Origin of the sequence: Candidatus Cybelea sp. (genome assembly GCA_036489315.1) — a bacterium.
Classification (GTDB): Bacteria; Vulcanimicrobiota; Vulcanimicrobiia; order Vulcanimicrobiales; family Vulcanimicrobiaceae; genus Cybelea.
The window spans coordinates 55,245-82,239 of the sequence record DASXFZ010000012.1; the positions used below are offsets into that span (position 1 = coordinate 55,245).

At 65.1% G+C, this 26,995-nt stretch carries 31 protein-coding genes and 1 pseudogene; 17 read left to right on the forward strand and 15 right to left on the reverse strand.

Annotation, left to right across the window (positions count from 1 at the left end):
- Nucleotides 1–6 precede the first annotated feature (6 nt).
- The 9 genes from argF to VGG51_03090 all read left to right on the forward strand — a co-directional run bounded on the left by argF (nucleotide 7) and on the right by VGG51_03090 (nucleotide 9,550).
- On the forward strand, nucleotides 7–984 hold the full coding sequence (argF, locus tag VGG51_03050; GenBank protein ID HEY1882004.1) for an ornithine carbamoyltransferase: 978 nt from the start codon (nucleotides 7–9) through the stop codon (nucleotides 982–984).
- Nucleotides 981–1,451, forward strand: a complete 471-nt coding sequence (gene argR, locus VGG51_03055; protein HEY1882005.1) for an arginine repressor — start codon at nucleotides 981–983, stop codon at nucleotides 1,449–1,451. Before argF ends, argR begins: the two co-directional genes overlap by 4 nt.
- Entirely contained in the window at nucleotides 1,448–2,668 is a 1,221-nt protein-coding gene (locus VGG51_03060) for an argininosuccinate synthase (protein ID HEY1882006.1), read from the forward strand. The genes argR and VGG51_03060 overlap by 4 nt, the downstream gene beginning before the upstream one ends.
- Before the next feature lie 16 nt (nucleotides 2,669–2,684).
- Nucleotides 2,685–4,085 carry an argininosuccinate lyase gene (argH, locus tag VGG51_03065; protein ID HEY1882007.1) on the forward strand — a complete coding sequence of 467 codons (1,401 nt, stop codon included), beginning with the start codon at nucleotides 2,685–2,687 and terminating at the stop codon, nucleotides 4,083–4,085.
- On the forward strand, nucleotides 4,082–5,050 hold the full coding sequence (argC, locus tag VGG51_03070; protein HEY1882008.1) for an N-acetyl-gamma-glutamyl-phosphate reductase: 969 nt from the start codon (nucleotides 4,082–4,084) through the stop codon (nucleotides 5,048–5,050). The genes argH and argC overlap by 4 nt, the downstream gene beginning before the upstream one ends.
- The gene (gene argJ, locus VGG51_03075) at nucleotides 5,025–6,242 is read left to right on the forward strand and encodes a bifunctional glutamate N-acetyltransferase/amino-acid acetyltransferase ArgJ (protein ID HEY1882009.1); all 1,218 of its coding nucleotides are present in this window, start codon (nucleotides 5,025–5,027) and stop codon (nucleotides 6,240–6,242) included. Before argC ends, argJ begins: the two co-directional genes overlap by 26 nt.
- Nucleotides 6,242–7,432, forward strand: a complete 1,191-nt coding sequence (locus VGG51_03080) for an acetylornithine/succinylornithine family transaminase (GenBank protein HEY1882010.1) — start codon at nucleotides 6,242–6,244, stop codon at nucleotides 7,430–7,432. The genes argJ and VGG51_03080 overlap by 1 nt, the downstream gene beginning before the upstream one ends.
- 138 nt (nucleotides 7,433–7,570) lie before the next feature.
- The gene (locus VGG51_03085; protein HEY1882011.1) at nucleotides 7,571–8,890 is read left to right on the forward strand and encodes a cyclopropane-fatty-acyl-phospholipid synthase family protein; all 1,320 of its coding nucleotides are present in this window, start codon (nucleotides 7,571–7,573) and stop codon (nucleotides 8,888–8,890) included.
- Between the two features lie 18 nt (nucleotides 8,891–8,908).
- Complete coding sequence (locus tag VGG51_03090; GenBank protein ID HEY1882012.1) at nucleotides 8,909–9,550, forward strand: hypothetical protein; 642 nt, start codon at nucleotides 8,909–8,911, stop codon at nucleotides 9,548–9,550.
- On the opposite strand, the gene VGG51_03095 is transcribed toward VGG51_03090, so the two are convergent.
- Nucleotides 9,551–10,285, reverse strand: coding sequence for a Crp/Fnr family transcriptional regulator (locus VGG51_03095; protein ID HEY1882013.1), 735 nt, complete (start codon nucleotides 10,283–10,285; stop codon nucleotides 9,551–9,553).
- Between the two features lie 170 nt (nucleotides 10,286–10,455).
- Between VGG51_03095 and VGG51_03100 the strand changes: the two genes are divergently transcribed.
- Nucleotides 10,456–10,827: an STAS domain-containing protein gene (locus VGG51_03100; protein ID HEY1882014.1), complete on the forward strand. Its 372-nt coding sequence runs from the start codon at nucleotides 10,456–10,458 to the stop codon at nucleotides 10,825–10,827.
- A 12-nt stretch (nucleotides 10,828–10,839) separates the two neighbouring features.
- Here VGG51_03100 and VGG51_03105 read toward each other — a convergent pair whose 3' ends face one another.
- The 8 genes from VGG51_03105 to VGG51_03140 all read right to left on the reverse strand — a co-directional run bounded on the left by VGG51_03105 (nucleotide 10,840) and on the right by VGG51_03140 (nucleotide 18,428).
- Nucleotides 10,840–11,721, reverse strand: a complete 882-nt coding sequence (locus VGG51_03105) for a type II CAAX endopeptidase family protein (GenBank protein HEY1882015.1) — start codon at nucleotides 11,719–11,721, stop codon at nucleotides 10,840–10,842.
- Nucleotides 11,715–12,758, reverse strand: a complete 1,044-nt coding sequence (tsaD, locus tag VGG51_03110) for a tRNA (adenosine(37)-N6)-threonylcarbamoyltransferase complex transferase subunit TsaD (protein ID HEY1882016.1) — start codon at nucleotides 12,756–12,758, stop codon at nucleotides 11,715–11,717. Before tsaD ends, VGG51_03105 begins: the two co-directional genes overlap by 7 nt.
- A 119-nt stretch (nucleotides 12,759–12,877) precedes the next feature.
- Entirely contained in the window at nucleotides 12,878–14,575 is a 1,698-nt protein-coding gene (locus tag VGG51_03115) for a PQQ-dependent dehydrogenase, methanol/ethanol family (GenBank protein HEY1882017.1), read from the reverse strand.
- Complete coding sequence (locus VGG51_03120) at nucleotides 14,572–14,955, reverse strand: c-type cytochrome (protein HEY1882018.1); 384 nt, start codon at nucleotides 14,953–14,955, stop codon at nucleotides 14,572–14,574. Before VGG51_03120 ends, VGG51_03115 begins: the two co-directional genes overlap by 4 nt.
- Nucleotides 14,952–15,665, reverse strand: a complete 714-nt coding sequence (locus VGG51_03125) for a cytochrome c oxidase assembly protein (protein HEY1882019.1) — start codon at nucleotides 15,663–15,665, stop codon at nucleotides 14,952–14,954. Before VGG51_03125 ends, VGG51_03120 begins: the two co-directional genes overlap by 4 nt.
- A complete protein-coding gene (locus VGG51_03130; GenBank protein HEY1882020.1) occupies nucleotides 15,662–17,032 on the reverse strand; it encodes a cytochrome bc complex cytochrome b subunit in 1,371 nt (456 codons plus the stop codon). Before VGG51_03130 ends, VGG51_03125 begins: the two co-directional genes overlap by 4 nt.
- Entirely contained in the window at nucleotides 17,029–17,841 is an 813-nt protein-coding gene (locus VGG51_03135) for a Rieske 2Fe-2S domain-containing protein (protein HEY1882021.1), read from the reverse strand. The genes VGG51_03130 and VGG51_03135 overlap by 4 nt, the downstream gene beginning before the upstream one ends.
- Nucleotides 17,838–18,428, reverse strand: a complete 591-nt coding sequence (locus tag VGG51_03140; GenBank protein HEY1882022.1) for a cytochrome c oxidase subunit 3 — start codon at nucleotides 18,426–18,428, stop codon at nucleotides 17,838–17,840. Before VGG51_03140 ends, VGG51_03135 begins: the two co-directional genes overlap by 4 nt.
- A gap of 60 nt (nucleotides 18,429–18,488) precedes the next feature.
- Here VGG51_03140 and coxB point away from each other — a divergent pair, with 60 nt between their 5' ends.
- The 3 genes from coxB to VGG51_03155 are packed head-to-tail and all read left to right on the forward strand — an operon-like array spanning nucleotide 18,489 to nucleotide 21,087.
- Nucleotides 18,489–19,136, forward strand: coding sequence for a cytochrome c oxidase subunit II (gene coxB, locus VGG51_03145; protein ID HEY1882023.1), 648 nt, complete (start codon nucleotides 18,489–18,491; stop codon nucleotides 19,134–19,136).
- Nucleotides 19,133–20,701, forward strand: coding sequence for a cbb3-type cytochrome c oxidase subunit I (locus VGG51_03150; GenBank protein HEY1882024.1), 1,569 nt, complete (start codon nucleotides 19,133–19,135; stop codon nucleotides 20,699–20,701). The genes coxB and VGG51_03150 overlap by 4 nt, the downstream gene beginning before the upstream one ends.
- A complete protein-coding gene (locus VGG51_03155) occupies nucleotides 20,701–21,087 on the forward strand; it encodes a cytochrome c oxidase subunit 4 (GenBank protein HEY1882025.1) in 387 nt (128 codons plus the stop codon). The genes VGG51_03150 and VGG51_03155 overlap by 1 nt, the downstream gene beginning before the upstream one ends.
- Before the next feature lie 65 nt (nucleotides 21,088–21,152).
- On the opposite strand, the gene VGG51_03160 is transcribed toward VGG51_03155, so the two are convergent.
- Nucleotides 21,153–21,821: a c-type cytochrome gene (locus VGG51_03160; protein HEY1882026.1), complete on the reverse strand. Its 669-nt coding sequence runs from the start codon at nucleotides 21,819–21,821 to the stop codon at nucleotides 21,153–21,155.
- Between the two features lie 45 nt (nucleotides 21,822–21,866).
- On the opposite strand from VGG51_03160, the gene VGG51_03165 reads away from it, so the two are divergent.
- The 3 genes from VGG51_03165 to VGG51_03175 are packed head-to-tail and all read left to right on the forward strand — an operon-like array spanning nucleotide 21,867 to nucleotide 23,296.
- A complete protein-coding gene (locus VGG51_03165; protein HEY1882027.1) occupies nucleotides 21,867–22,205 on the forward strand; it encodes a cytochrome c in 339 nt (112 codons plus the stop codon).
- Nucleotides 22,206–22,228: 23 nt separating this feature from the next.
- Nucleotides 22,229–22,705 (forward strand): DUF2231 domain-containing protein, encoded by a 477-nt coding sequence (locus VGG51_03170; GenBank protein ID HEY1882028.1) that lies wholly within the window; start codon nucleotides 22,229–22,231, stop codon nucleotides 22,703–22,705.
- A 60-nt stretch (nucleotides 22,706–22,765) separates the two neighbouring features.
- Nucleotides 22,766–23,296: a hemerythrin domain-containing protein gene (locus VGG51_03175; protein HEY1882029.1), complete on the forward strand. Its 531-nt coding sequence runs from the start codon at nucleotides 22,766–22,768 to the stop codon at nucleotides 23,294–23,296.
- Here the strand turns inward: VGG51_03175 and VGG51_03180 are convergent, their stop codons facing one another.
- Nucleotides 23,297–23,599: a cupin domain-containing protein gene (locus VGG51_03180; protein HEY1882030.1), complete on the reverse strand. Its 303-nt coding sequence runs from the start codon at nucleotides 23,597–23,599 to the stop codon at nucleotides 23,297–23,299.
- 62 nt (nucleotides 23,600–23,661) lie between these two features.
- On the opposite strand from VGG51_03180, the gene VGG51_03185 reads away from it, so the two are divergent.
- Nucleotides 23,662–25,101, forward strand: coding sequence for an alkaline phosphatase family protein (locus VGG51_03185; protein ID HEY1882031.1), 1,440 nt, complete (start codon nucleotides 23,662–23,664; stop codon nucleotides 25,099–25,101).
- A gap of 2 nt (nucleotides 25,102–25,103) precedes the next feature.
- Here the strand turns inward: VGG51_03185 and VGG51_03190 are convergent, their stop codons facing one another.
- From VGG51_03190 to VGG51_03205, 4 genes and pseudogenes are all read right to left on the reverse strand, one after another.
- Complete coding sequence (locus VGG51_03190; protein ID HEY1882032.1) at nucleotides 25,104–25,478, reverse strand: STAS domain-containing protein; 375 nt, start codon at nucleotides 25,476–25,478, stop codon at nucleotides 25,104–25,106.
- Between the two features lie 58 nt (nucleotides 25,479–25,536).
- A complete protein-coding gene (locus VGG51_03195; GenBank protein HEY1882033.1) occupies nucleotides 25,537–26,037 on the reverse strand; it encodes a hypothetical protein in 501 nt (166 codons plus the stop codon).
- A gap of 74 nt (nucleotides 26,038–26,111) precedes the next feature.
- Nucleotides 26,112–26,684 (reverse strand): annotated as a pseudogene (locus tag VGG51_03200) (UdgX family uracil-DNA binding protein).
- 43 nt (nucleotides 26,685–26,727) lie between these two features.
- The gene (locus VGG51_03205) at nucleotides 26,728–26,979 is read right to left on the reverse strand and encodes a hypothetical protein (protein ID HEY1882034.1); all 252 of its coding nucleotides are present in this window, start codon (nucleotides 26,977–26,979) and stop codon (nucleotides 26,728–26,730) included.
- Between the last annotated feature and the right edge of the window lie 16 nt (nucleotides 26,980–26,995).

Here is a 26,995-nt window from a genome sequence, read left to right on the forward strand (position 1 = left end):
GTGTATGTGGTAGCGCCAGCCCCTTCGCCCCTTTCCGGCTTGGCCGGGCGCCATTTTCTGGAAGTCGACGATCTTTCGCACGGCGAGCTGAGCGCGCTGCTGCGGCTTGCGGGGTTCTTGAAGGAACGGCCGGTGCGCGCCGCAAGCGCGCTGCTCAAGGGGCGGACCGTCGCGCTGCTTTTCGAAAAGCCGAGCCTGCGGACGCGGGTCTCCTTCGAGGTCGCGCTCACCCAACTGGGAGCGACGCCGCTCTTCGCCCAGAGGTCGGAGTTCGCGATCGGCTCGCGCGAGACGCCCGAAGACGCCGCACGCGTGCTCTCGCGGTACGTCGACGCGGTGGTCATCCGAACGCACGATCACGCCGGCCTGCAGCGCTTTGCCGCGGCAGCGAGCGTACCGGTGATCAACGCGCTCTCCGCGGACGCGCATCCGTGCCAGGCCTTGGCCGATCTGCAGACGCTGCGCGAACGCTTCGGCGAAGTCGCCGGATTGCGCATCGCGTACGTCGGCGACGGGCGCAACAACGTTGCGGCGTCGCTGGCACGCGCGGCCGTGATGATGGGCGCGACGATGCACTTCGGATCGCCGCCGACGCATCGCCCCTCAGAAACCTTTCTCGCGCAGCTGGCGCGTTTGGGAAAGGCCTCGGGCGGCTGCGCGCGCGCGTTCGCCAATCCGGTGCGCGCGGTGCGGGGCGCGGATGCGATCTACACCGACGTCTGGACCTCGATGGGCGAGGAGCGGTTTCGCGAGCGCAACGACGCGATGCTGCGCCCCTACGGCGTTACCGGCGAACTAATGGCCTACGCCGCGCCGCACGCCGCCTTCTTACACTGTCTGCCGGCCCACCGCGGCGAGGAGGTCACCGCGGAGGTGATCGACGGACCGCAGAGCGCCGTCTTCGATCAAGCCGAGAACCGCATGCACGCGCAAAAAGCGCTGCTCCTCGCACTCTTGACCGACAGCAAAGGATTTCCGATATGAAAGATCGCCGGCAACGTGCTATCCTCACCCTCGTGGCAACGCGTCCGGTCCGCTCGCAAGAAGAGCTCGTCGCGCTGCTGCGCCGGCAGGGCTTCGAGGTGACGCAGGCGACCGTCTCGCGCGATATCAAAGAGCTGCGGCTGACGAAGGTGCCAATTACGTCGGAGGAGGGCGGCGCCTTCAAATACGTCGTGCCGAGCGCGGCCGCGAACTACGTCAGCCGGCTGCACCGCGCGATGGCGGAGCTGACGACAACGATCGAAGCGAGCGGAAATCTGATCGTGATCCACACCGCGCCGGGGAGCGCGATGATGCTGGCTTCGGCCGTCGACGAAGCCGCGTGGCCGGAAGTTCTCGGGACGATCGGCGGTGACGACACGATTTTGATCGTCGTGCGTTCTGCGGAAGAGACGCCGTTCGTGCGGCAGCGGTTCGCCGACCTTCGCGGCCAAGCGGAGGCGGCATGAGCCGTATCGTCCTGGCCTACTCGGGCGGACTCGACACGTCGGTTCTGCTCAAGAAGCTGATCCTCGAAGGGAGCGACGTCATCGCCATGACGGTCGACCTCGGAGAGAGCGACGCGGTCGCGGGGAGCGGCGCCCGCGCTGCATTGGAAGCGGTGCGCGCCAAAGCCTTGAGCCTTGGCGCGTCAGCTGCGGTGCTCGTCGACGCGCGCGAGCGCTTCATCTCCGATTATGCGTTTGCGGCGCTGCGCGCCAACGCGCTCTACCAAGACGTCTATCCGCTCTCTGCGGCGCTTTCTCGCCCGCTGATCGCCGAACTGCTCGTGCAGACTGCCCACGAGTACGGCGCGACGACGGTGGCGCACGGCTGTACCGGCAAAGGCAACGACCAAGTGCGCATCGAGCTCGGTGTGCGCGCGCTCGATCCAACGCTGGTCTGCCGTGCGCCGCTGCGGGAATCGCCGCTCTCGCGCCCCGACGCGATCGCTTACGCTGCCGAGCACGGCATACCGATCGCGCACACGGTCGAGAAGCCCTATTCGATCGACGCGAATCTGTGGGGGCGGTCGATCGAGGCCGGGGTGCTCGAGGATCCGGCGAACGCACCGCCCGAAGACGCGTATGCTTGGACGCGTTCGCCCGAAGCCGCGCCGCCGGTTCCCCAGGAGATCGTCGTCGCGTTCGATTCGGGCGAACCGAGCATCGCCGGCGCTCGCGGCGCGGCGATGACCGCCGAGCTCAATCGCGTAGCCGGCGCGCACGGCATCGGCCGGATCGATCTGATCGAAGACCGGGTCGTCGGCCTGAAGTCGCGCGAGATCTACGAATGCCCGGCGGCAATCGTCCTTATTGCAGCGCACCGCGCGCTCGAGCGGCTCGTGCTGACGCGCGACGAGTTGCGTTTCAAGGCGCTCGCCGATCAGCGTTACGCGGAGCTGATCTACGACGGGCTCTGGATGCAGCCGCTGCGGGCGGCGCTCGATGCGTTGTACGCGAGTTTTGCGACGCGGATGAGTGGGGAGGTGCGCCTGCGGCTGTATCGCGGGAACGCAACCGTTATCGGGCTGCATTCGCCCAACGGGCTGTACCGCGAGCGTCTGGCGACCTATGGCACGCGCGACGAGTTCGATCATCAGGCGGCCGGCGGATTCATCGCGCTGCAGGCGCTGCCGCTCGAAGCGTTCGCGGCAGCGGCCGCGCGCGAGCGCGTCGCAACATAGGATTTCGCAGGTGAGCATGCTCCAGTGGGGCGGACGCTTCGCGAACGCACCCGATCCGCAACTCCTCGCGTTCGGCTCCTCGCTCGAAGAAGATCTCGTGCTCGCCGCGTTCGACGTCGAGTGCTCGCGCGCGCACGTTGCGGCGTTGCGGGCAGGGGGAATCATCGACGAGCCGCAGGCGACGACGCTGCTGGGCGCGCTGGAGAGCGTGCGCGACGAGATTACCGACGGCAGCTTCGCGCAGACGGCGCGTGCCGGCGGGTTCGAAGACGTGCATGGGGCGATCGACGCGCGCGTTCGCGCCCTCGCCGGCGAGACCGGCGAGTGGCTGCACGCGGGGCGTAGCCGCAACGATCAGGTCGCGACGACGCTGCTTCTCTACGTGCGCGACCGCGCGGGCAGCGCCGCGCGATGCGCGCACGCGATCGCACGCGCGATCGGCGAGCGCGCACGCGGCGAGTTCGAAGCGGGAACGCTGCTGGCGGCCTGCACGCATCGGCAGCCGGCGCAGCCGGCGATGCTCGCGTTCGTGCTGATGGCCTGGGCCGAACCGTTCGTGCGTGCAACTTCGCGCTTTTTGGCGGCGCGGCGCGCAGCGGCGGCCGCGTGTCCGCTCGGCAGCGCAGCGCTGGCGGGGTCGAGCCTGCCGCTCGACCGGATGCGGGCAGCCGATGCGCTCGCCTTCGCTGCGCCCGCGCGCAACGCGCTCGACGCGATCGGCAACCGCGACGCGGCGCTCGATCTGGCGCACGCGTTCGTGCGGGCGACGATCGATGCGTCGCGCATCTGCGAGGAACTGATCGCGTGGGCCGCGCCTGCCTACGGTTACGTGCAGCTAGGGGACGCGGCGTCGACCGGATCGAGCTTGATGCCGCAGAAGCGCAATCCCGATCCCTTCGAGCTCGTGCGCGCTCGGGCGGCGGCGGGCGTGGGGAGGTATGCCGGTGCGCTGGCAACGCTCTGCGGGCTCGCGCCCTCGTACCAGCGCGACCTGCAGGTCACCAAGAGTCAGATCATCGCGATCGTCGAGGATTCGCTGCGCACGCTCGAAGCATTCGCGCGGGCGTTCGACGCGGTGACGTTCGTGCGGGAGAAGATGGCGGCGGGCGCACTCGAGGGGTACACCGTGGCGACCGACGTCGCCGACGCGCTGATCGGACACGGCGTGACGGCGCGCACGGCGCATGCGCTCGTCGGTGCGGCGGTGGCGCGTGCGGAGTCGGAGCAGCGCGCGCTGGCCGCGCAAGATTTTGCGTGGCTCGCGGGCGAGAGCGGAATTGCGTCGCTGCCGGCGCCGCTCGACGCGCAAGCCTCGGTCGAAGGGAAAAGGACGCGCGGCTCGACCTCACCCGACGAAGTGCGCCGCCAACTCGCCTCGCTGGAATCCGAGCTGCGCAACCTGCAGACGCAGTTGTGACCCGCGTGCACGTGACCGGCGCAGCCGGGTATGCGGCGGCCGAGGCCGTTCGATGGCTGCACGCGCATCCGTTCGTCGAGGTCGGCGTGGTCGAGAGCCGCAGCCACGCGGGCGAGCGGCTCGGCGACCACTTTGCGCTGCTGCGCGACGCGCCGTACTGCTGCGCGGAGCCGGGCAGCGTGCTGCAGAGCGCCTGCGCCGGCGACGTGGCGATCGTCGGCGGAACCGATGACGAATCGCGCGCGATCGTGCCGCGGCTTCTCGAGGCCGGACTGCGCGCGATCGATCTCTCCGCGCAGTATCGCGCCGACGCCTCCGCGGCGTACGGCTTGTGTGAGTGGGAACGGGCGGCAATCGCGCAGGCACGCCTGGTCGCCAATCCCGGCTGCTACCCGACGGCGACCCTGCTTTCGCTGCTGCCGCTGGGGACGATCGGCACGCCGCGTCAGGTCGTGATCGATGCGAAGAGCGGCATCACCGGCGCCGGACGCCGTCCGCGCGTGGAATCGCTCTTCGCCGAAGTGAACGGCGAGATTCGTGCCTACGGCTTGGAGGGACACCGCCATCAGGCGGAGATCGAGCGCGCACTGCGTGCCGGGGGAATTCGGGCGAGCGTCACCTTTACGCCGCACGTCGTGCCGATCGCGCGGGGCATGCTCGTAGACGCCTACGCGATCTTCGAGGAGGCGCTCGACGCGCACGCGGTGCAGGCGGCCTATGAGTTCGCTTATGCGGGAAGCCCGTTCGTGCGCGTGCTCGCCGCCGGCCGGACGCCCAGCGTCGCAGGGGTCGTGGGAACCAACGGCGCGGAGCTGCGCGTCGACGTTCAAGGCTGCGTCGTGCGCGCGATCTGCGCGATCGACAACCTCGGCAAGGGCGCGGCCGGACAGGCCGTTCAGAATCTCAACATCATGCTGGGACTCCCGGAGGAGAGCGGGTTTGGCAATCGCATCGTCGTCGCTTGAGCTGATCGCCCTGAGAGGCGGCCTGGGCTGCGTCCCGGGCGTGCGCCTCGCGGGCGTGCACGCCGGGATCAAGCCGCGCAAGCGCGACCTGGCGCTGGTGCTCTTCGATACACCGCAGAGCTGCGCGGCGGTGGTGACGACCAACGACATCAAGGCCGCACCCCTGCTGGTGAGCGCGGAACACCTCGGGCGCTCGCCGGCGATGCGCGCGATCGTCTGCAATTCGGGCTGCGCGAACGCCTGCACGGGCGAACGCGGCGAGCGCGACGCGCGCGCGACCGCGCGCCAAGCGGCGGCGCTGCTCGATCTGCTGCCCTCGCAGGTCGTCGTCGCGTCGACCGGCGTGATCGGCGTGCCGCTGGCGATCGATCGCGTGCAGCGCGGCTTGGAGCGCGCCGCGATGCAGCTCGATTTCGGCGGGAAGGCGGCCTACGACGCGGCCGAAGCGATCATGACGACCGATCGCGTGCCGAAACTCTCGGCCTACGCGTTCTATCACGAGGATCGCAAATACGTCGTCGGCGGGATCGCCAAAGGGTCGGGAATGATCGCTCCCAACATGGCGACGATGCTCGCCTTTATCGCCACGGATTTTCCCCTCTCGCGCGGCGGCCTCGCGCGCGTGCTGGAGAGCGCCAGCGACGCGAGCTTCAACATGATTTCGGTCGACGGCGACATGTCGACTAACGACGCGGTGTACGCATTCGCTCCGGCACTGCTCGACGGCGGCGAAGCACCCCCGGCCTGCGCGCGGGCGCTGCACGCCGTCTGTCTCGATCTCGCGCAGGCGATGGTCGCCGACGGCGAGGGCGCGACCAAATCGCTCGAGGTGCGGGTGAGCCAGGCGCGCGACGTAGCGCAGGCGCGGCAGATCGCGCGCGCGATCATCAACAGCAACCTCGTCAAGACGGCGATCTACGGCGAAGATCCGAACTGGGGACGGATCGTCGCGGCCGCGGGTGCGGCGCGCGCGCAGCTCGATCCGGCGTGCTGGTCGCTCTATCTCAACGGAAAGCCGTGGGTCGCGCAGGGCGCGATCGAGCTGCTTTCGGAGGCCGAGGCGCATCGCGAACTGGAGGGTTCGGCGATCGGCGTCGAGCTGCGCCTGGGGATCGGTGAAGCCGAGGCGACCGGTTGGGGCTGCGATCTCTCGCGCGACTACGTGCGCATCAACGCGAGCTACCGCACCTGATGCTCGCCGGCGGATTTCTCGATACCTACCGGCGTGCGCCGATCACGATCGTCGCGGGCGACGGCTGCGAGGTCGTCGACGAGAACGGAAAGCGGTATCTGGATTGCATCGGCGGCCTTGCGGTCTGCGCGCTCGGGCACGCTCACCCGGCGATCGCCGACGCGGTCGCTTCGCAGGCGCGCCGGCTCGTGCATGCGAGCAATCTCTACCACCACGAGCCCGCGACCTCGCTCGTGCGCGAGCTGCTCGCGCGCTCGGGGATGGATGCGGTCTTTCTTTGCAACTCGGGAGCGGAGGCCAACGAAGCCGCGATCAAACTCGCGCGCAAGTGGGCCTACCGCCGCGGCGAGCGCGAACGGCGGACGATACTGGCCTGCAGCGGTTCCTTCCACGGGCGCACGCTCGGCGCGCTCGCGGCGACGGCCAACGCCGCGTATCACGAGGGATTCGAACCGTTGCCGGCGGGCTTTGCGTTTACGCCGTTCAACGACGTCGCAGCGCTGGAGGGAGCGATCGACGAGCAGGTCGCCGCGCTGATCGTCGAGCCGGTGCAGGGAGAGAGCGGCGTGCATCCGGCGAGCGTGGAGTTTCTTTCTCGCGCGCGGCAGCTCTGCAGCGAACGCGGCGCGTTGCTCGTCTTCGACGAGATTCAGTGCGGGGCCGGACGGACGGGGAGCTTCTTCGCGTTCGAGCAGTTCGGTATTGGACCGGATATCGTGACGCTGGCGAAGGCGCTGGCGAACGGTCTGCCGATCGGCGCGACAATTGCGAACGAACGCGCCGCGATCGGCTTTGCGCCGGGCGATCACGGCTCGACCTTCGGCGGCTCCCCAATTCCGTGCGCGGCCGCGATGGCACATTTGCGCGTTCGAGACGAACTCGATCTCGACGCTGCCGTGCGCGAGCGCTCCGCGCAGCTCTTCGAGGCGTTGGGAGCGCTGGCACGGGCGCGGCCCGACGTCTTTGGCGCGCCGCGCGGGATGGGTCTGCTCATCGGTCTGCCCGTCGCCGCACCGCACGAAGCGAGCGCTTTAGCGGGCGCCGCCCGGGCAAACGGGCTGCTCCTCGGAACCGCCGGAGGCAACACGCTGCGCTTTGCGCCGCCGCTAATTATTTCCGAGGCAGACGTATCTCGCGCGGTGTCACTGCTGCGCGAGGTGGCGTTTTATATTTGTAAAAGCGTGGAATAAGGTTAGCGTAAGTCTCCTGGAGAGGGCACAGTCCATTGCAGTAGCTTACTCGCAAGAAAACACGGGGCCCGTTTAAAACGCGGGCCCCGCTCCCCTTTGCATCAATTGCCCGTTTGCCGGGTAAGATAGGCTTGTACGATGATCGCCCCGACGCGGGATGTAGGCACAGCCGAAGTCGCTTCGCGCGACCCGTGGGCGAATACGGCCCTCGAGGTGCTGCGTTTGCTGTTCGGGCGCGCCTTCGCGAGCGATTTCAGCGTCGAGCTTTGGGACGGAACGCGCGTGTGGGCTGATAAGCACGAACGGTTCGTCCTGCGGGTCAACGCGCCGGGTGCGCTGCGGCTGGCCTTTACGCCGCCAGCCGATCTTTCGACCGGGCGCGCCTTCGCCGCCGGATTGCTCGACGTGCACGGCGATCTTGAGTGCGCGGTCGACGCCTTCTATCGGGTCGGCCAAGCGCGCAGCCCGCTGCGGGTCGTGCGGCTGCTGGCAGCGCTTTCTCGGCTTCCGGCGATGCCGCCGCCCGAGCTGCGCGAGGCGAAGCTGCACGGCGGGCGCCACTCTCGCGCGCGGGATCGTGCCGCGATCGGCTTTCACTACGATCAGCCGGTCGAGTTCTACCGGAGCTTTCTCGGCTGCGAGATGAACTACTCGAGCGCTTATTTCGACGACGGCTGCGAGACGCTCGACGCCGCGCAATCCGCAAAGATGGACTACGTGCTGCGCAAACTGCGTTTGCGCCCGGGCGAACGGCTGCTCGACGTCGGCTGCGGGTGGGGCGGCCTCGTACTGCGCGCCGCGCAGCGCTTCGGCGCGCGAGTGCTCGGTATCACGCTCAGCACGCGTCAGTTGGAAGAGGCACGGCGGCGCATCGCCAATGGCGGCGTTTTCGATCGCGCGCGCGTCGAGTTGCGCGACTACCGCGATCTGCGCGGCGAGCGCTTCGACAAGATCGTTAGCATCGGAATGTTCGAACACGTCGGGCGCGCGAAGCTGCCCGCGTATTTTCGCGCGGTCTATCGCGCGCTGCGACCCGGCGGACTCTTTCTCAACACCGGCATCTCGAATCAAGATCCGCGCAGCGACGGAAAGACTACCGGCTTCATGGATCGCCTCATCTTTCCCGACGGCGAGCTGGTGCCGATCTCCGCGGCGTTGAACATTTCCGAACGCGCGGGCTTCGAAGTGCGCGACGTCGAGAGCCTGCGCGAGCACTACATGCGCACCACGCGCGAGTGGGTCGCGAATCTCGAGCGCAACCGGGCGGCCGCCGTCGCGGCCGCGAGCGAAGTAACTTACCGCCTCTGGCGGCTCTACCTGGCCGGCAGCGCGCAGGGTTTTCGCGTCGGTCGAATCGGAATTTATCAATCCTTATTGGCGCGTCCGCGCGCCGGCGGTTTCGTCGAGCTGCCCGCGACGCGGCGCGACCTTTACGCAGGAGAGGTCGCCGGCGGCTAGAGAGACAAGCTACCCCGCGTGCACGATGTAAATGAATCGCTCCGTTTGCCCTCCCCGGCGCCGCGTCCGCAATCGATTGCGTTTGACGGCGAGAAGCTGTGGATGGGCTCCATCGAGACTTGCCGTCTTTACGCGCTCGATCCGCGCCAGTGGACGCTGATCGAAGAAGATACCGCGCCCGGTAAGCCCTGGGGTATGACGGTCGTCGGCGACGAACTGCGCGTGATCTGCGGCGAAGGCGACGAGGACGACCGGATCATCCGCCGCTTCGTTCCCGGCCACGGGTTCAAGAGCCACGACGCGCTGCCGTGCCCCGACGACACCGGCTCCCAACTCAGCTACGACGGATCGTGGCTTTACGTGAGCCAGTGGTATAACAAACGCATCCTGGGTTTGGACGATATGGGCAAGATCATGCGCGAGATCGACGTACCGCGCGGCATTTGCGGGCAGTGTTACGTCGACGGCACGTTTTACGTGCTGACGACCGACGACGAAGACGGCCAGGATTATTTCATCGGCAAGGTCACGCAGAACGGCCACGGCGAGTACGAAGAACTCGCGCGCATTCCGTTCGCTGCCCGTGCGCTTGCGTACGACGGATCGCGGTTCTGGACCAACCATCGGGAGGCCAACCAGATCGTCGCCTTCGACGCCTAGTCAGTCAGCAAGCCCGCAACGGCGCAAGGAATAACCCATCGTCGCCTCCCACTCGCGTTCCATGCTCTCGTAGCACTCGCAGGAGGCCGACTCCAGTCCGGGGCGATCGAGGATCGTGATAAGGCCGCGCGTGTAGCTGATGAATCCGGCGCTTTGCAGCGCCGCAGCGGCGAGCGCGATGCTGGCGCGCCGCACGCCGAGCATATCTCCGAGGAACTCTTGCGTGAGGCGAATGCGCTCGCGACCGACGCGGTCGTTCGCCATGAGGAGCCAGCGCGCGCAGCGCTCGTTCGTCGAGTGAAGTGCGTTACAGGCGGAGAGGCGGGCGGAGACGCCGAGAACGGCCTGCGCGTAGCGCAGCGAGAACGCGCGCAGCTCCGGTTCGTGGTCCAGGGCGGCACGAAAGTCCTCGATCGGCAGGCATTCCGCACCGTCGGCGATTTGCACGAGACTACGCTGGCGGGCGGTGGTCTGGCCGAGAACGACAGCCAGTCCGGTCATTCCCTCGCGGCCGACGACCCCCACCTCGGCGGTGCTGCCGTCGGCCATGTCCAGCACGATCGAGATCATGCTGCGAAGCGGAAAGAGCACCCGTTCTACCGGCATCCCGTCGTCGTCGACCGGCTGGTAGGATTCGAGCGAGATCGGCGTCAGCGCCGGACGCAAGCGTTCGAAGGCGGGCCCGGAAAGGTTATCGAGAAACAAATTTCCGGTTGCCCGGCGCTGCTTTTGCATAAAAAGCGGTTCCTCCCAATTATGAAGCAAAGACGAGCTTTATGCCCGGGTAGGCGGGCAAGCGCTCGGGCAATGTCATAAACCGTACAGAACCCGACCCGTTCGGCGGTGTAGGCTAGCACTCAGCCTGGTCATACTAAGGAACCGCTGCTTGGGAATTTGGACAAACGGTGATCAATGACGGCGGCGTTCAAAACGCCGACATGGTTCTTGTGGTCTTCCGGGGTGAGTACGACCTCGCTTCAAAGGAACGGCTTCGCCAGGAGTTTGCGGCGCTCGTCGACGAGGCGAGCGTCGTTTTAGATTTCAGCGACGTCAGCTATTTTGACTCGACGATGATCGAGGAGCTCGTGTGGCTGCGCAACGCGCGTGAGGCGGCGAAGCTCGAGCGGGCGACCCTCGTGCTCAACAATCCGAGCCTGCTGCGGATCCTCGAGATGCTCGATCTCGGCAAGTTCTTGCAGGTCGTTCCGTCGCTCGACGACGTGATCGGCCGGGATGGAAAATCGGTCCGAGTGCGCTACGCGCACATGGACGACTAGACGCGGAGCGCGTTACGTTTGCAGCGCCTGCGCGCGCGGATAGCGCAGCACCAGATAGAGCGAGAAAAGCGCCATCATCGGCAGCATGAAATAACTGGCTTCGGTTCCGAGGGCACCGCCGTTTACCCACGCCGGCCCGGGAAAGGCGACCTGGAGAAGATGGCCGACCGGCTCGGCACCGCCGTTGCGCGTACCGATAACGAAAAACTGCATGAAGTCGAAACTGAAGTGGAAGCCGACGGCGAGCCAGAGCGAGCCGGTGCGCTGCAGAGAGAGACAGAGCAGCAGTCCGAGCAGAACGATGTTCGTGATGTCGATCGCGTTTTCGCCGGGTTTGGTAAGATGCGCGGCCCCGAACAGGAGCGAGAGTACGATCGCCGCGGGCCAAAAACCCAGGCCGCGATTCAGCGCCTGCAGGGGATAGCCGCGAAACATATACTCCTCGTTAACGCCGACGAGCACCATGCCGATCAGCCAGAGCAGCGCGGTGACGAGAAGCATGCCGCCGTGCAGCGCGAGGCCGTGCACGACCATGCCGCCGGCGGCAATCATTGCCAGCGCGACGCCGCCCGCGCCGATGACGCCGAGCGCGGCGCCTTCCCAGAAGAGGCCCCCGAAGGCCAGACGCACCGGCAGCCCGTAGGCGTCGATTCGCCGGTGCTCGCACAGCGCGAGGATACCGGTTGCGATGAAGACGCAGAGGCCTTCGGCGATCTCTTGGTAGATCAGGCCCGCAGCCGTGAGGCCCGGTTCGTTGTAGTGGATCGCGGCGAGCACGCGCGGCAACAGCAGAAACTCGATGCCGATCACCAGCCCGACGAGCAGCACGACGTACGCGAGGAATCGCCATCCCGCTCGTACGCCGTACGGACCGATGAAGATGCTCTTTACCAATTCGTCACAAAGGCCGGATCTATTGCGCGCGAATGAATCGAGAATGAAAGGTTGGGATCGGCGCTGAGCGCGAGCGGGTCGACGCGCGTGCAATCTCGCTGATAGAACGCAGCGGCGGCGATCATCGCGGCGTTGTCGGTGCAGTACTTCGGCGGCGGAATAAACGCGGGTACGCGGTTGCGCGCGCTCCAGGCGCGCACCGCCGCTTGCAACGCCGAGTTGGCGGCGACGCCGCCCGAGACGAGGACCGCGTTATAACGCTCGCGTTCGAACGCGGACTGCAGGCGCGTCATCAGCTGATCGATTACCGCAGCTTGAAACGAGGCGGCCACATCGGCGCGATCCGCGCCCCGGCCGGCCTCCGACTCGAGATAGTAGCGGACCGAGGTCTTCAAGCCCGAGAAGGAGAGATCGAGCGAGCCGTCCGTGGGACGGTAACGCGGAAACGCGTGCGCCTTCGGGTTGCCGGTTTGCGCCAGACGATCGAGTTCGAGGCCGCCGGGATACGGCAGGCCGAGGAGGCGCGCGGTCTTGTCGTACGCTTCGCCGGCGGCGTCGTCGTGCGTCCGCCCGAGGATGCGCAGCTGCGCCGGCGAGTCGACGGCGACCAGCTGCGAGTGTCCGCCGGATACCAGCAACGCGAGAAACGGATACGGCGGCGCTTCTGCACGATCGAGAAACGGCGCGAAGAGATGGCCGTGCAGATGGTTCACGGCATAGAGGGGCTTATCGAGCGCAAACGCGAGCGCTTTGGCCGAGGCAACTCCGACGACCAGGCTGCCGATCAGGCCCGGCCCTGCGGTCACCGCGATCCCATCGATCGCTTCGAACGTCGTGCCCGCGCGGTCGAGCGAATCTTCGACCGCGGCCGAGAGGAGCGCGACGTGCCGCCGGCTCGCGATCTCGGGGACGATTCCGCCGTACTTCCGATGGAACTGGTCCTGATTCGTCGACACGCTCGACAAAACGTCGCGCCCGTCGCGCACGACGGCGGTCGCGGTATCGTCGCAGGACGTTTCGATGCCCAGGAGCAGCATTACGTTTTGTTAGGTCTTCATGGGGGCGTCGTCCTTCGCCCTTCGCTTTTCGCGCTGGCGCTGCGCGCCTCAGGGTGGCACTGGATGGCGGGAGCGTTGCTCAGGGTGACGTCGGACGTTTATAGGCTGAAGACGTAGAGGGTGCCGCCCAGCGGGATGCTGCGGAACATCGGGGCGACCTTTTTGCCTCCCCAAAACGGTGCGACCCCGCCGTAGCCGCTCTGCACCGCAACGTACTGCTTGCCGTCCACCATGTAGGTGACCGGCTGCCCGATGAATCCCGAACGCGCATGAAACGTCCAGAGCACACGGCCGGTTCGTTCGTCGAGTGCGTAGAACTTTTGATCGGGCGTGCCGCTGAAGACGAGGCCGCCGGCCGTGGAAAGCGTTCCGTCGGTCCACGGATAGAACGTTTCTTTGCTCCACCTTCGCTTGCCGGTTGCGAGGTCGTAGGCTTGCAGCGCTCCCCACCCCTTCGCGCCGGGCACCGGTTCGACCGAGAATCCCTCGTCGAGTGCGGCGCTGCCCGGATGAAACATCGCAGGCGGCTGCTCACCGACAAGCTTCATGCAGGTTCGCATCGTCGGCACGAAGACGTTTCCGCTGCTAGGATCGAGTGAAAACGACCACCAGTTGTCGCCGCCGAAAAAGGCCGGGCAGGTAAAGACGCTGCGGCCGATCTGCGGCTTGAGTGAAGCGTTTACCGTGCCCGTCCTGGCGGCAGCGTCGTATCCCGTAACCGACGTTGCCTTCGTGTACTGCTTCATGTAAATCAACGAACCGTTGGTCCGGTCGATCAGGTAGAGCCAGCCGTTTCTGCCGGGCTGGAAGAGCACGTGCCGCCGGACACCGTTTACGCTGACGTCGGCAAGTAGAGGCGTCGACGCCGCGTCGTAGTCCCACGGATCGTTGGGCGTCTGTTGAAAGTACCATTTGAGCCGGCCGCTGTCGGGATCGAGGGCGAGAATCGAGTCGCTGTAAAGATTCTTCCCGGGATGTTCTATCCACAGCCACGGCGATGGGTTGCTCGTGCCGACGAACAGTGTATTGGTCTCGACGTCGTAGCTGGGCGTCATCCAAGGGCACGCGCCGCCGCGCTGGTAGGTCAGCCCCGGCCAGGTGTTTCCGCCGGGCTGGTTCGGAGCAGGAACCGTGTAGAACCGCCAGCGCATCGCGCCCGTCTTCGCATCGAGGGCTTCGACGAAGCCGCGTTGCCCGTACTCGCCGCACGCGACGCCGGCGACGATCTTTCCGTTGACTGCGAGCGGAGCGGCCGTCATCGCGTAGCCGATGCCCGGCGGCGCCATTGTCGCATCCCAAACGATCTTGCCGCTACGCCCATCCAACGCTAAAACGTGATCGTCGAGCGTCGCCATGTACGCGTTGTCGCCGTACAGCGCGACGCCGCGGTTGACGATGTCGCAGCAGACGGTGCGCAGTGCGACCTTCGGTATGACACGGTCGTACTCCCAACGGAGCTCGCCAGTGACCGCATCGAGCGCGTAGACGCGATCTTTGGGCGTCGTGACGATCATCGTGCGCCCGTTGACGATCGGCGGCGCTTCGTATCCCTCCGGAATCGAGACTTCGTGGCTGAAGACCACGTGCAGCTTTGCGACGTTCGAAGCATTGATCTGCGTAAACGGGGCGTGCGCTTGCGCATCGTAGGTGCGCAGGTACATCAGCCAGCCGTCGTCGCGGTTTGCGCCGCGCAGACGCGCGTCGCTGACACTCTGCCATTCGGGCGTGCCGTGGCTCGCCGAGTTCGACGTGCACGCGCTCAAGAGCAGCACGACCGTTAGAAGCGCGCGTTTCATTGGCCCATGAAGGCTTTCGAAGCATTGGCGGCAGCCGCCGTCAGGGGTTTTGAACCGGCTGGATTACCGTGCATTTTGAGAAGAAAGGCCATGATCTCGACGTACTCCTGGGGGCGAAGTCCGTTGGCGTTACCGGCCGGCATGTGCGCGGTCATATAGCCCCAAACGTAGGTAACCGTTTCCCACTGCACGTTACCGCTTGGACCGCTCAGCGCGGGACCGTACTTTCCGTCCAGCTCCGCACCGTGGCACTCGGCGCAGTTTTCGTAGAAGAGAATTTGGCCTTTGGCAGCTTGCCCGGCCGTATAGGACGGTACGAGCATCGAAGGATCGCTTGCAGCAAGCGCAATGACGGCGGCGAAGAGCAGCGGTTTGATCATCCTTTGACCGTTTCACGTCGCAGTGGTGGAATGTGCGAATCGTTGCCGGATTCGCGGTGCGCCCACAACCCCAGTGTGGTGAGAAAGGCACACAATAGCACGAGGCCGCCCGCGATCCACATGACCGCGGCAGCGCTGTGTTGATCCGCAAGCGCCGTGCTTTGGCCTTCGACGACCGCGTAGTGCTGATAGAGCGGCGCACGAGCCGCGTCGATGGCCATCGCTACGAGCGCTCCCTGCGGCAGCGCAATGACGAGGTACAGGAGTTTTGACGGAAAGCCGATCGACCGCAGCGGCGGCGGCGATAGCACCGGCAGCCAGAAAAGCATCCCCGCCGTGAGATACAGCGCGTGTTCGAAAAGGTGAAACGACGAGTGGACGAGCGCGAGCTGAAAGAGGCCGGAAAAGTGCGTCGCCCACAAAACCCCAAAGAAGAATGCCAGCGCGACGGCGGGCTGGGCAACGGCGTGAAGCGGACGAGTCGCGGTGACCAACCGCGCAGTGCGCGCCTTGCCGAAGAGCGCGGGAAAGAGCGCGAACGGGCTTGCGAGCACGGCCAGCAGCGGTACCGCATAGAGCAGCAACAGATGCTGGAGCATATGCCAGGTGAAGGAGTCGTCGGCAAGGCGATCGAGCGGCGGTCCGACCGTCGCAGCGAACAGCAGCACCGCAGCGCTCAAATACAGCGACGCGCGCCTTGCGGCGTTCATGGAAGATGCTCTTCTTCGAATCCGCCGCTGGCGCTGCGGTGAAGACGTAACCTCGGCGCCTTGTGAACTCCGTCGCGCGCCCGCAGCTCGGCGGCGAACGCATAGGCGATCGCAAACGCCGCGATCGGTCCCACAATACAGAAGAGCCGGTAGAACGACGTAACTGACGTGACGGAAATGTGCAGATAGCGGGCCTGAACGTCGTCGGAACCGGCCAGCGTCAGGGCAAGCGCAAAGACGAAAACCGCGGCGCCCAACGCCGTGCGCCACGGCACGTCGCGCGGGTTATCGAGGAGTTGATGCGACTGCCGGTCTTTTCGCAGCGCGGCGTCGATCCACGGCCAGATCAAGAGCAGCACGAAAAGAATCGCGGGCAGCGCAACGGCGGGCCAGAAGACGGACGGAACCGTGTGTCCCCACAGATGCAGCGCGAACGGCGGCCCAATGCGAAGCGCCCCTTCAAGCCAGCCGATGTACCAATCGGGTTGCGCTGGACTCACCGCGGTCGAAGGATCGTACGGGCCCCACAGCCAGATCGGGTTGATCTGGACGAGCGCGCCGAGCCCGGCGCAGACCGCAACGACGGCGAGCAGCAGCGCGCCCGATTTCACGGCGTAACGGGGCATCAGCGGCGAGCCGACGACGTTGCGCTCGGTGCGGCCCGGGCCGCGAAACTGCGAGTGTTTCTGCCGCCATACGATGGCGAGGTGCACGGCGATCAGCAACGCAATCAGCGCGGGCACGAGATAGATGTGCACGACGAAGAGCCGGCCGATGAGGCGTGCCGTCGGATAGAGCCCGTCGATCGCAAGAAACGTCAGCCAGGTGCCGAGCACCGGAACCGACATCAGCACCGAGACGGCGATGCGCAGCCCGGTTCCGCTCAAGAGGTCGTCGGGCATTGAGTACCCGGTGAAGCCTTCGAAGAGCGCGAGCCAAAAGAGCATTACGCCGACGACCCAGTTGATCTCGCGCGGCTTGCGAAAGGCACCGGTGAAGAAGATTCGCCCCATGTGGACGGCGATGCCCGCGACGAAGAGCAGCGCCGCCCAATGATGGATCTGGCGAATCAGCAGGCCGCCGTTGATCTCGAAGCTGAGACGCATCGCGGAGGCATAGGCCTGCGAGACGGTCGCGCCGTCGAGCAGCGAGTAGGGCCCCTCGTAAACGATTTTCGAGCCGTTGGGATCGAAGAAGAAGGCTAAGAACGTGCCCGTTCCAACGAGCACCGCAAACACGTACATGTTGATTTCGCCCAACATGAAGGACCAGTGATCGGGAAAGGCTTTGCGTAAGGCGTGGCGGACGAAGTGGGCGCTGCCGAGCCGGTCGTCGATCCAAAGAAGGAAACGCTCGACGTTGGTCATCCGCGCTCCCAGAAGCCTGGCCCAACTGGTTCGGGAAAGTCGCCGCGCGCGCGGAGGATTCCATCGGGGCCGACTTCGATCGGCAGACGCGGCAACGCATGGTCGGCCGGTCCTGAGAGCACCGCGCCCTCGTTGACGACGTCGAAAACCGACTGATGGCAGGGGCAGAGCAGTTCTCGCGCGGCGGCGCGATAGAGCGCGACCGGACAGCCGGCATGCGTGCAGAGGCGCGAGTACGCGACGTAGCCCGCGGCGGTGCCGCCGATGTCGGGCGGAAGCCGAATCAGCGTCGCCTGCGATTGCGCGTCGTCGATCGCACCGTCGGGAAAGATCGCCACGCTCGAGTCGACGTTCAGTCCGTCGACGTGCACCGGCGTGCCGTCCTCCCGCACGAGCCTCTTACCGGGGCGCCAACGCGTATGAAAAAGCTGATCGTCGGGCGCGGGCCCCAGCGATCGTATCGGCACGATCAGTGCCGCCGCGAAGCTGCCGAGTGCGCCGACAAGCATCGCGACCAGAAACCTCGGCCGTGCGATCTTGCGCAGATCGGCGACGGCCAGCGTCTGCTCTGCGGCCCGCTCGCCGGGCGGCGACGGATAGGTTTCGATCGCGTCGACGACGTGCTCGAACGGGAGTATCCAAAAGGCCCAGCCGGCGAGCGCCAGCGATAATGCGGCGGCGGCGATCGCGATCGCCAGGCCTTCGTATAGGCGGTCGGGAGCGGTAAAGTAGACGACGATGAAAAGGACGCTCGCGACGACCGCGATGAGGAGCGCCCCTGCGATTCCGAGTTCTTTACGGGGACTCATCGGACAAAGTAGATCGTTCCGAAGATACCGACCCAAACAATGAAGACGAAGTGCCAGTAGTAGGTCATGGCCTCGGCGCCGGCCCGCCGGTTCGTCAGCAACGCGCGGCTGCCCATGCCGATCGCCAGCGCCGTCAAAATGCCGATCCCGGCGATCACGTGCAGCAAGTGGAAGCCGGTCATCGCGTAATAGATCGAACCGTAGGCGTTGGTTGAGATCGTAAACGTGTCGCTTGCGTAGCCGCGAATCGCGATCGCAACGAAGCCCACCGCTGCGACGATCGCGGCGATGGTCCAGGCTCGCGCGGCGCGCAGGTTGTTGCGATCCATGGCTCGGCCGGCCAGCACCATCACCGCCGATGCGGCGAAGAGCAGAAAGGTCCCAAACGTCGCCGCCGGCGTGTCGAGGTGCACCATCGGCGGCGGCCACTGCGAACGGTTGGCGCGCAGGTCGTAGTACGACGCGAAGAGCGCTGCGAAGAACATCAGCTCGGACGAAAGAAAGAGAACGACTCCAAAGACCAGCGGGTGCGCGCGAACCGGTAACGGCGCAAGCGGCCGTGCGCTACCACTCGCCGACGTGGTCATACTAGCGGTCTACCCGGGGCCAGGGCTTTCTACACCGCGCGGCTTGGGTAAGAGAGCACCGTGGATTCTTTGGCCAATCCGGCGTCGCTTCAGGGCGTCGCGATGCGAACCGATTGGTACGTCTTCATCGGCGCCGGCATAGGCGTCGGAATTTTCGTCTACGCGTGCATTTTTTGGTGCTTGGCGGCCTACCGCGAACGCCGGAGGCCCGATCCCGCGCAGTTCAGCGGCAACACGCCGCTGGAAATCCTCTACGTCGTCGTCCCGCTCCTGATGGTGGTGGCGCTGTTCGGCGTGACCTACGTCATCGAGATGCCGATCGATCACGTCGGCGTTTCGCACAACCGCGTCGCGGTAACGGCCTTCCGGTGGTCGTGGCAGTTCGCCTATCCCAACGGCACGATAACGACCGCTACGCCGGTCTCGCCGCCAACGCTCTACCTTCCGGCGGGCGAGTCGACGGAGATCGACCTGCGATCGGCCGACGTTACCCACTCCTTCTGGGTGCCGGCCTTCCTCTTCAAACGCGACGCGATTCCCGGAATGACCAACGTCTTCGATCTGACGCCGTCGCGTACCGGCCGCTATCGCTCCCGCTGCGCGCAGTTCTGCGGGCTCGATCACGCGTTCATGGCGTTCTACGTGGAGGTCGTCCCGGCACAAACCTATCGGCATTTCCTTACCGGCCGGGGGGGAGGCCAGCCGTGATCGAATGGCTCACGACGACCGATCACAAGAAGATCGGCATCATGTACGTCGTGTCGACGCTCTCGTTCTTCGTCATCGCCGGCGTGCTCGCGGCCCTGATCCGGGCGCAGCTGGCGGTTCCCGGCAACACCCTGCTCGGCCCGCACGCCTACAATCAGGTCTTCACGCTGCACGGTACGGCGATGATCTTTCTCGTCATCGCGCCGTTCGGAATCGGGCTGGCCAACTATCTCGTGCCGTTGCAGATCGGTGCGCCCGACGTCGCCTTTCCGCGGCTCAACGCGACGGGGCTGTGGCTGTTCGTGCTTGGCGGCATCACAGTCTTCGCCGGTTTGGCGACCTACGGCGGCGCGGCCGCGACGGGCTGGACGGCGTACGCTCCGATCAACGAGTTTTTCGTGGGCACGGGTGCCGGCCAGGATCTTTTCTTCATCGGTTTGCTGATGACGAGCATCTCGACGATTCTGACCTCGATCAACCTCCTGGTGACCGTCTTTCTGTTTCGCGCGCCGGGCATGACGATGTGGCGCATTCCGATCTTTACCTGGGAGATCGTCGCAACGGCGGTGCTAATCATCATGGCCTTTCCGTCGCTCGCGGCTGCCTTCGCCATGGCACTGATCGAACGCCACCTGGGCGGCCACTTTTTCGATGCGGCGTACGGCGGCAATCCAATTCTCTATCAGCATCTCTTTTGGTTCTTCGGACACCCCGAAGTCTACGTGCTCATTCTGCCCTACTTCGGCATCGTGACCGAGATCATCGCAACTTTCTCGCGTAAGCCGGTCTTCGGGTACGTCGGGATGGTGATCGCCGCGTTTGCAATCGCGGCGCTGTCGCTGGGCGTTTGGGCGCACCATATGTTCACCACCGGCGCCGTCAGCAATCCGTTCTTTTCGGCGGTGTCGTTCTTGATTGCGGTGCCGACCGGGGTGAAGTTCGTCAACTGGATCGGAACGATGTGGAAGGGATCGATCGCTTTGCAGGTTCCGATGCTTTTTGCCATCGGCTTCCTGCTCAACTTTCTCATCGGCGGGATCACCGGCGTCATGATCGCATCTCCACCGATCGACTACCAGGCCCACGACAGTTACTTCATCGTGCAGCACTTCCACTACACGATCGGCGGGGGCAGCATGTTCGCGCTGTTCGGCGCGCTGTACTTCTGGTTCCCCAAGATGTTCGGCGTCAAGCTCGAGGAGGGCATCGGGCGCTGGGTCTTCGCGCTGCTGTTCCTTGGCTTCAATGCGACCTTCATTCCGATGGGCTTCATGGGCATGGAAGGCATGGCGCGGCGCGTCTACACGTATCCGGCGGTGGGACACCTCCCGCTGCTCAACGCCGTCGCCTCCGCCGGAGCGTTGATCATGACGCTGGGCGTCGCATTGTTCTTCATCGACGTCCTCGTCTCGATTCGACGGCGCGCGCCCGTTGAGGACGACCCGTGGGGCGGATATAGCCTTGAGTGGATGACGACGTCGCCGCCGCCGGAGTTCAACTTCAAAACGCTGCCGGCGATTCGCAGCCGGCGTCCGGCGATCGATTCGCGGCCGGGCTCCGTCTGATGCGTTCGTTCGTCGGCCTCTTCGCCTTCGCAGCGGCCTTCGGCGCGGTTATCGCGGTCGTTTACTGGTTCGTGGCGCACGAAGAAGCGGCCGGCACCGCGCTGCTCGCGGTAATGGCGACCGGCTTGGCATTTGCGGCCGCCTATGCTGTCGTGGCCGAGCGCGATGCACGGCTCGAAGGCGACGATCCGAATGAAACGCCCCAAATGGCTGCCGGCGACGACCTGGGCGTCTTCACCACGAACAGCCCATGGCCGGTGCTGATCGCGCTGTGCACGCTTGCGTTGTTTACCGGTCTGTTGTGGTCGCCTTTACTGGGTATCGCCGGACTCGTCGGTATGATTCTTTGCTTTTGGCGCCTCGGCGCCGAAAGCGCGCGTACGTAGATTTTCGACGGCTCCTTCGACGTGGCGCCCGCGCGTTTTGATCAGGGAGACACACTAGATGCACGCTAGTTGGTGGTGCCGAGGAAGCGTATGAATAGCACGAGCGCGCCGAGCCCGAACAGCCAGGCAACGAAGCCTTCGGCAACCGGGCCGTCGTCCGCGAGCGAGAATCCGCCGGCGTTGGTGCCGCCCGGGGCGTTTCCCTGCGTCTGCACGTAGTTCACATAGTGCGCGATATCGCTGACGTCTTGATCGCTCAGAACGTCCGAACCAAAGCTCGGCATGACGCCGGGCCCCGCACGGACCGCCTCGGCGACCTGAAAGACCGTCGCCGTGGAGAGCGCGGGCGCGACGTCGTTTGATCCGACGGACGCACCGTCACCGGTCGCTCCATGGCACTGGGCGCAGTTTTCGGCAAAGAGGCGGCGGCCGGCGTCGATATTGCCGGGCATGACGAGCGGCAGAGCGGCTGAGGCAGGCTGCGGCGAGAGCTGCAGCACGTACTGCACGATGGCCGTGATCTGCGGCTCGTCGAACCGCGCCACGCGCGGAATTCCATTGACGTACGGTGCTGCCGCGGGCATGCGTCCGCTATCGAGCATAAAGTGAACGTCGACCGCCGGTTTGCCGATGAGCGATGGGGCGAGACTCGATCCTTGGCCGACGTTACCGTGGCACGAGGAGCAGTACGTCGCGTACAGCGTGGCCCCCAGGGCGGCAGCCGCAAGCAGCATTGTAGGCTTGCTTTTACCCGCCAAATCCGCGGGTACAACGTTCCCATGCGCAGCGCGCTTGGCCTAGTCTTCATGCTATGCACGGTTGCGTGCACGAGCGCGTCGGTCGAGCGACAAGACGTTAGCGCCGGGACCGGCGCTACTGTCGGGGGGGATCGCATCGCCGGCGCACTTGTTTTTGCGGCAAACTGCGAAACGTGCCATGGCGCGGAGGGCGCCGGGGGCCCCGTTGGGCCTTCCCTGTACGGGGAATCGAAGCGGATGAGCTACGGAGGGCTCGTTTCCTGGATTGAGGATCCGCAGCCGCCAATGCCGCGCCTCTATCCAAAGTTCCTGACGCCTTCTGAGGTGCGCGACGCAGCGGCATACGTCGAGTCGCTCTAATCTTGGGTGGGTATTGAAGCGCTATGCAAGGTAAGGCAACCATCGCAGGGCATCCCATTCACCCGATCTTGGTAACCTTCCCAATCGGCTGCTTCGTGGCGGCCATTGTCGCCGACATCATCTCGATCTGGGCGGGGCCTGCCTTTTGGTCGCCGATGGGGACCTGGCTGATTCTGTTCGGCGTCCTCGGCTCGCTCGTCGCCGGACTCTTCGGCTTCATCGATTATCTGACGGCGCCGATGTCGTTCAAAGCAAAGAACGTCGCCGCGTGGCACATGACGCTCAACATCGCGTTGATCGTGATCTTCGGATGGGCCTGCGCAGTGCGCTTTCACGACCACACTTCCGTGGGCGGTTACGTGCTGACCGTCCTCGGCATCGCCGTGCTGGCGGTGGCGGGTTATCTCGGCGGGGACGTCGCACATCGCCACCTCGTCGGTTCGTCCGAGGAGGACGTTACCGAACTTCGTCGCGCGGAGGATCAAACCGCTCGGCGCTAGCGTCTCTTAAGTTTGAGGTGCGGTCCGCTCGGGCATCACGGGGCCGAAGGAGGATCTGCAATGGACGTACTGACGCTGTTAAAACAGGATCACAAAATGGTTGGGGGTCTGCTGGATCGAGCGATAAAGTGCGATCCCGACGACGATCGCCTCGCCGGCCTCGCGCAAGAAATAGAAGAGGCGCTCACGGTGCACGCGGCGATCGAGGAAAAGTTCTTCTACCCCGTGCTGCGCGAGCGCGCCGAGAAAGCTGAAGAAACCGTCGACGTTTTCGAAGCCTATACCGAGCACGCCCTTATCAAGGAACTCATCGCGCTGCTCAAATCGGGACGACAGCCGGACGAGCAGTTCAAAGCCGAGGTGCAAGTGCTCTGCGAGAACGTGACGCATCACGTCAAGGAAGAAGAAAGCACCATCTTCTCGCTCGCGCGAGGCGTGCTCGAAGCCGACGAACTCGAGGAAATGGGCGACGAGATGGCGGCGGCAAAGAAACGGATGCTCGCTGCTGCAAAGCGGGCGCCGGCCCGCAAGCGCGCCCCGGCCCGCGAAAAATCGGCGGGGGCTTCCCGAACGAAGGCTCGGAAGCGCTAATCAGTACGCCTTGGGCGCGTAGACGTTAAACGTCACGGCGCGCTCGCTCGAACGATTGGTGAAGCGGTGCGGCGCGTCGGGCGGGACGATCGCGCTGTCGCCGCTCTTCATCGTGAAGCGCCGCTCGCCGATCTCGGCTTCGACGGTACCTTTGGCGACGAACAGCACCTGCTCACTTTGCGGATGCTCGTTGGCGAGCGGACCGCTGGCCTCGCCGGGATCGAGCAGCATCGCCGCGGTTTGCAGGTGCGTGCCATTTTCCAGTACGGCGAAGCCGGTTCTAACGTCTTCGAGATTGCGCATGAGGGGCGTGTACCCCGCCGCGCTAACCAGGTAACCCGCGCTAGCGGGAGCAAAGACGCGGCATGCTTCGCGGAGCGCTTTGCAGGCTTGCTGCTTGCTGCGTCGTTCTTGTCGCCGGATGCACGGCCGGCAGCGGTAGCCTGCCAAACGGCGGCAGCTTTGCGGGCGGCCGCGCAGCCCTGCCGACGGTGCGCCTGCCGAGCGGATCTCCGAGCCAATACATTTCGCACGTCGTCATCATCGTGCAAGAGAACCGCAGCTTCGAGAATTTCTTTGCCGGGTACCCGAACGCCAATGCGCCGATGACGGGCTGCGCGATCCCCGTCGGAAGCCGGCGAACGCAGCACCTCGCGCCGCGCTTTCGCCCGGCGACGGGATCGGCTTCGGTTTGTCCGTCGGGCGACGTCTCGATTCCGCTGCAAAAGATCACCTTTAACGGACCGGACCTAGCCCACAACTATCGCGCGGCCACCTTCGACTACGATAATGGGAAGATGGACGGCTTCTCCAAGTTCGGCAGCCGGGCGCCGTACGAAGCGTACTCGTACGTCGACCCGTCGCTGCTGAGGCCTTATTGGACGATGGCGCGGCGGTACGTGCTAGCCGACGCGATGTTTCCCACCGAGTTCGGGGGGAGCTTCACGGGCCATCTCACGCTTGTGGCGGGCAACGACGCGATCGAGCAGTCACCGAGCCGATCGGAGGTCGATTTCCCCAACGGCATCTACGACGACTGCGACTCCCCGCCCGGTACGCGGAGCTCGTATCTGACGGCCGGAGGCAGGGAACACTACTACGCCGGCCCTTATCCGTGCTTCGATCAGTTCAACACGATCGCGAACGTGCTCGATCGCAGCGGCGTATCGTGGAAGTACTACGCGAGCAAACAGCTCGATGACGGGATGTGGGAGCCCTTCGAGGCGGTTAGGTACACGCGGTACGGGCGCGATTGGAGCAATATCATTGCCCCGCAGTCGAGGATCTTGAGCGATCCCAGAAACGGCGCGCTGGCCTCAGTCGACTGGGTAACACCGAGTAAGGACGACTCCGATCATCCGCACTTTCGCAGCGATCAAGGCCCATCCTGGGTCGCGTCGGTCGTCAACGCCGTGGGCGAAAGCCCGTACTGGCGGACGACGGCGATTATCGTTCTGTGGGACGATTGGGGCGGCTGGTACGACAACGCGGTGCCGCCGCAGCTCGATTATCGCGGGTTAGGCGTCCGCGTGCCGTGCCTGATTATTTCGCCGTACGCGAAAACGAACTACGTCTCGCACGTGCAGTACGAGTACGGCAGCATCCTGCACTTCATCGAAGAGGTGTACGGCTTGGGGCCGATCGGGCCGGCCTCACAGGGCTATACCGATACGCGCGCGACGAGTCTCGACGACGCCTTCGACTTCACGCAGAGTCCTCGTCCGTTCTCTTCGATTCCGTCGAAGTACCCGATCGCGCACTTCCTGCAGGAGCCGCCGTCGAACGATCCGATCGATACGGAGTAGCTTTAGGGACCGGCAGTCGCTCCGTTTGTTCCAAACGAGCGGGCGTGCTGGATCCTGACCGAGTCGCCGTCTGCCGCGAGCTCGGGAATCGCGCCGGCAAAATTGAAGAACTGCCGCATATCGACGATCTCGAACAGCCGCAGGATGTTGCCGTTGCTGGTGACGATCGTGGCGGGATCGAGCCCGGCAGCGCTGCGCGATTTGTGCAGCAGCGTGAGTTCGCTGAGCGCCGTGGAATCGAGGTAGGTCACGTCGTTGAAGTCGAGGACCGCGCGCTCGCTGTCGGCGAGGAGACTAAACGCCTCGCGCAGCTGATCCTTTGAGGTGAGGTCGTACTCTCCGTTAAAGACCATCACGACCGTTTCGGGAGTAACCATTGTTCTTAATACTCAGCGTTTCCGTTCGCGAAAGCAAGCGTGATTGGGGCTTGCTACCTTAGCTCACCGGAGCGTTATGAACACCGGTGCCGGAGTTGTGAATAACTTCGGGTGGGCCCCCGGGCGGGTTGGAATTCCCACTGCCATTTGAGCTGGATTGCGAGGCGGCGCCGTCGCGGGCTGAGAACGTGCGCAGCGCGCGTATCAAGGGGCCCTGGGCCTCCTCCAGGGGATCGTCTCGCAGGACGGCGAGAGGCGAGCGATCCTCGAGTTGGGGGTTCGAGCCGTAGAACCAGGCGCGTGCGACATCGCGCGTTGGGCGGGTGGATATCATCAGCGCCAGTTGAAGGGCGAAACGCAAAGCGTGGGGACGCTGCGGCTCGCGTTCGCCGCTCAGCCACTGGGTAACGGCCCGGGTCTCTTTAACGTCGCCGATCGCGGCCACGGTCGTCGCGCCAAGCAGGTCGGCGAGCTGCCGGATGACCTCTTTCATCGGGGACGCCATGGCATCGTTGTGGGCTTGGGTCGGGGTATGGACGTCGATTGCTGGGTCAAGCACGTGTTGCGATTTCCTCCGATGGAACGTATTATACCCATCGAAATCACAGGGTCAAGACCCTAAACGATCACAGATTAACTTACATCGCGGATTGCCGTTCGCAGGTCGTTGACGAGGTCCAACATCTTGACTCGGCGGTCCTGGCCATCGGGCGCCCGGAGGATGGCCGAGGGATGAATCGTCGGCAGAATCCGGGGCGGTCCCGGGAGCACCCGCCCGCGGTTGGCCATCAACCGGAAAGTTGAGCCGAGCAGCGACTGCGCCGCCGTCGCGCCCAGCGCGACGATCAACCGCGGCTTCACGAGCGCGATCTCACCCTCCAGCCACGGCTTACAGGCGCGAACCTCAACGATTTTCGGCTTTTGATGGATGCGGCGCTTGCCGCGTTCCACGAACTTGAAGTGCTTGACGGCGTTGGTCACGTAAGCGTCGCGTGGTCCGATGCCGGCAGCGTCCATAGCGCGACGCAGCAGCTTCCCGGCGGGGCCGACAAACGGGTGACCTTTGAGATCCTCGCTGTCGCCGGGTTCTTCACCGACGAGCATCAGGCGCGCGCGAGCCGGGCCTTCGCCGAAGACGGTCTGCGTCGCGTATTTATAGAGGTCGCAGCCACGGCACGCCGCGGCTGCGTCGCGTAGGCTTTTGAGCGAGAGGCGGCTCGGAAAGAAATCAGCCGCCGAGCGCGTCGAATCAGCCGGCGTTTTCGATCAGAATCCCGTAGTGGCGCTGAACCGTTCGCGCAAAGCGTTCGTCATCGGCGTTGGCGCTGAGCAAGAGCGCGTGCGGCTCGAATGACGGCGGTTTACCGGCGAAAAAGTCCCGAGTGCGTTCCTCGAACGTATTGGCGCCGCGCAGAATCACTTCCGAGTCGAATCCCAACTCGCGCAGGACCGTGGCGGCAGCGCTGGCTTGCGGTTCATTTTCAAAGAGTGCAGCGAGCATAGCTTCGATATCCCCG

Excerpts from the sequence above, each read along its gene's own strand:
- argR (HEY1882005.1), top strand. The coding sequence starts at position 981 with ATGAAAGATCGCCGGCAACGTGCTATCCTCACCCTCGTGGCAACGCGT.
- VGG51_03060 (HEY1882006.1), top strand. The coding sequence starts at position 1,448 with ATGAGCCGTATCGTCCTGGCCTACTCGGGCGGACTCGACACGTCGGTT.
- argH (HEY1882007.1), top strand. The coding sequence starts at position 2,685 with ATGCTCCAGTGGGGCGGACGCTTCGCGAACGCACCCGATCCGCAACTC.
- VGG51_03080 (HEY1882010.1), top strand. The coding sequence starts at position 6,242 with ATGCTCGCCGGCGGATTTCTCGATACCTACCGGCGTGCGCCGATCACG.
- VGG51_03085 (HEY1882011.1), top strand. The coding sequence starts at position 7,571 with ATGATCGCCCCGACGCGGGATGTAGGCACAGCCGAAGTCGCTTCGCGC.
- VGG51_03095 (HEY1882013.1), bottom strand. The coding sequence starts at position 10,285 with ATGCAAAAGCAGCGCCGGGCAACCGGAAATTTGTTTCTCGATAACCTT.
- tsaD (HEY1882016.1), bottom strand. The coding sequence starts at position 12,758 with ATGCTGCTCCTGGGCATCGAAACGTCCTGCGACGATACCGCGACCGCC.
- VGG51_03115 (HEY1882017.1), bottom strand. The coding sequence starts at position 14,575 with ATGAAACGCGCGCTTCTAACGGTCGTGCTGCTCTTGAGCGCGTGCACG.
- VGG51_03120 (HEY1882018.1), bottom strand. The coding sequence starts at position 14,955 with ATGATCAAACCGCTGCTCTTCGCCGCCGTCATTGCGCTTGCTGCAAGC.
- VGG51_03125 (HEY1882019.1), bottom strand. The coding sequence starts at position 15,665 with ATGAACGCCGCAAGGCGCGCGTCGCTGTATTTGAGCGCTGCGGTGCTG.
- VGG51_03130 (HEY1882020.1), bottom strand. The coding sequence starts at position 17,032 with ATGACCAACGTCGAGCGTTTCCTTCTTTGGATCGACGACCGGCTCGGC.
- VGG51_03135 (HEY1882021.1), bottom strand. The coding sequence starts at position 17,841 with ATGAGTCCCCGTAAAGAACTCGGAATCGCAGGGGCGCTCCTCATCGCG.
- VGG51_03140 (HEY1882022.1), bottom strand. The coding sequence starts at position 18,428 with ATGACCACGTCGGCGAGTGGTAGCGCACGGCCGCTTGCGCCGTTACCG.
- VGG51_03155 (HEY1882025.1), top strand. The coding sequence starts at position 20,701 with ATGCGTTCGTTCGTCGGCCTCTTCGCCTTCGCAGCGGCCTTCGGCGCG.
- VGG51_03160 (HEY1882026.1), bottom strand. The coding sequence starts at position 21,821 with ATGCTGCTTGCGGCTGCCGCCCTGGGGGCCACGCTGTACGCGACGTAC.
- VGG51_03165 (HEY1882027.1), top strand. The coding sequence starts at position 21,867 with ATGCGCAGCGCGCTTGGCCTAGTCTTCATGCTATGCACGGTTGCGTGC.
- VGG51_03170 (HEY1882028.1), top strand. The coding sequence starts at position 22,229 with ATGCAAGGTAAGGCAACCATCGCAGGGCATCCCATTCACCCGATCTTG.
- VGG51_03175 (HEY1882029.1), top strand. The coding sequence starts at position 22,766 with ATGGACGTACTGACGCTGTTAAAACAGGATCACAAAATGGTTGGGGGT.
- VGG51_03180 (HEY1882030.1), bottom strand. The coding sequence starts at position 23,599 with ATGCGCAATCTCGAAGACGTTAGAACCGGCTTCGCCGTACTGGAAAAT.
- VGG51_03185 (HEY1882031.1), top strand. The coding sequence starts at position 23,662 with ATGCTTCGCGGAGCGCTTTGCAGGCTTGCTGCTTGCTGCGTCGTTCTT.
- VGG51_03190 (HEY1882032.1), bottom strand. The coding sequence starts at position 25,478 with ATGGTTACTCCCGAAACGGTCGTGATGGTCTTTAACGGAGAGTACGAC.
- VGG51_03205 (HEY1882034.1), bottom strand. The coding sequence starts at position 26,979 with ATGCTCGCTGCACTCTTTGAAAATGAACCGCAAGCCAGCGCTGCCGCC.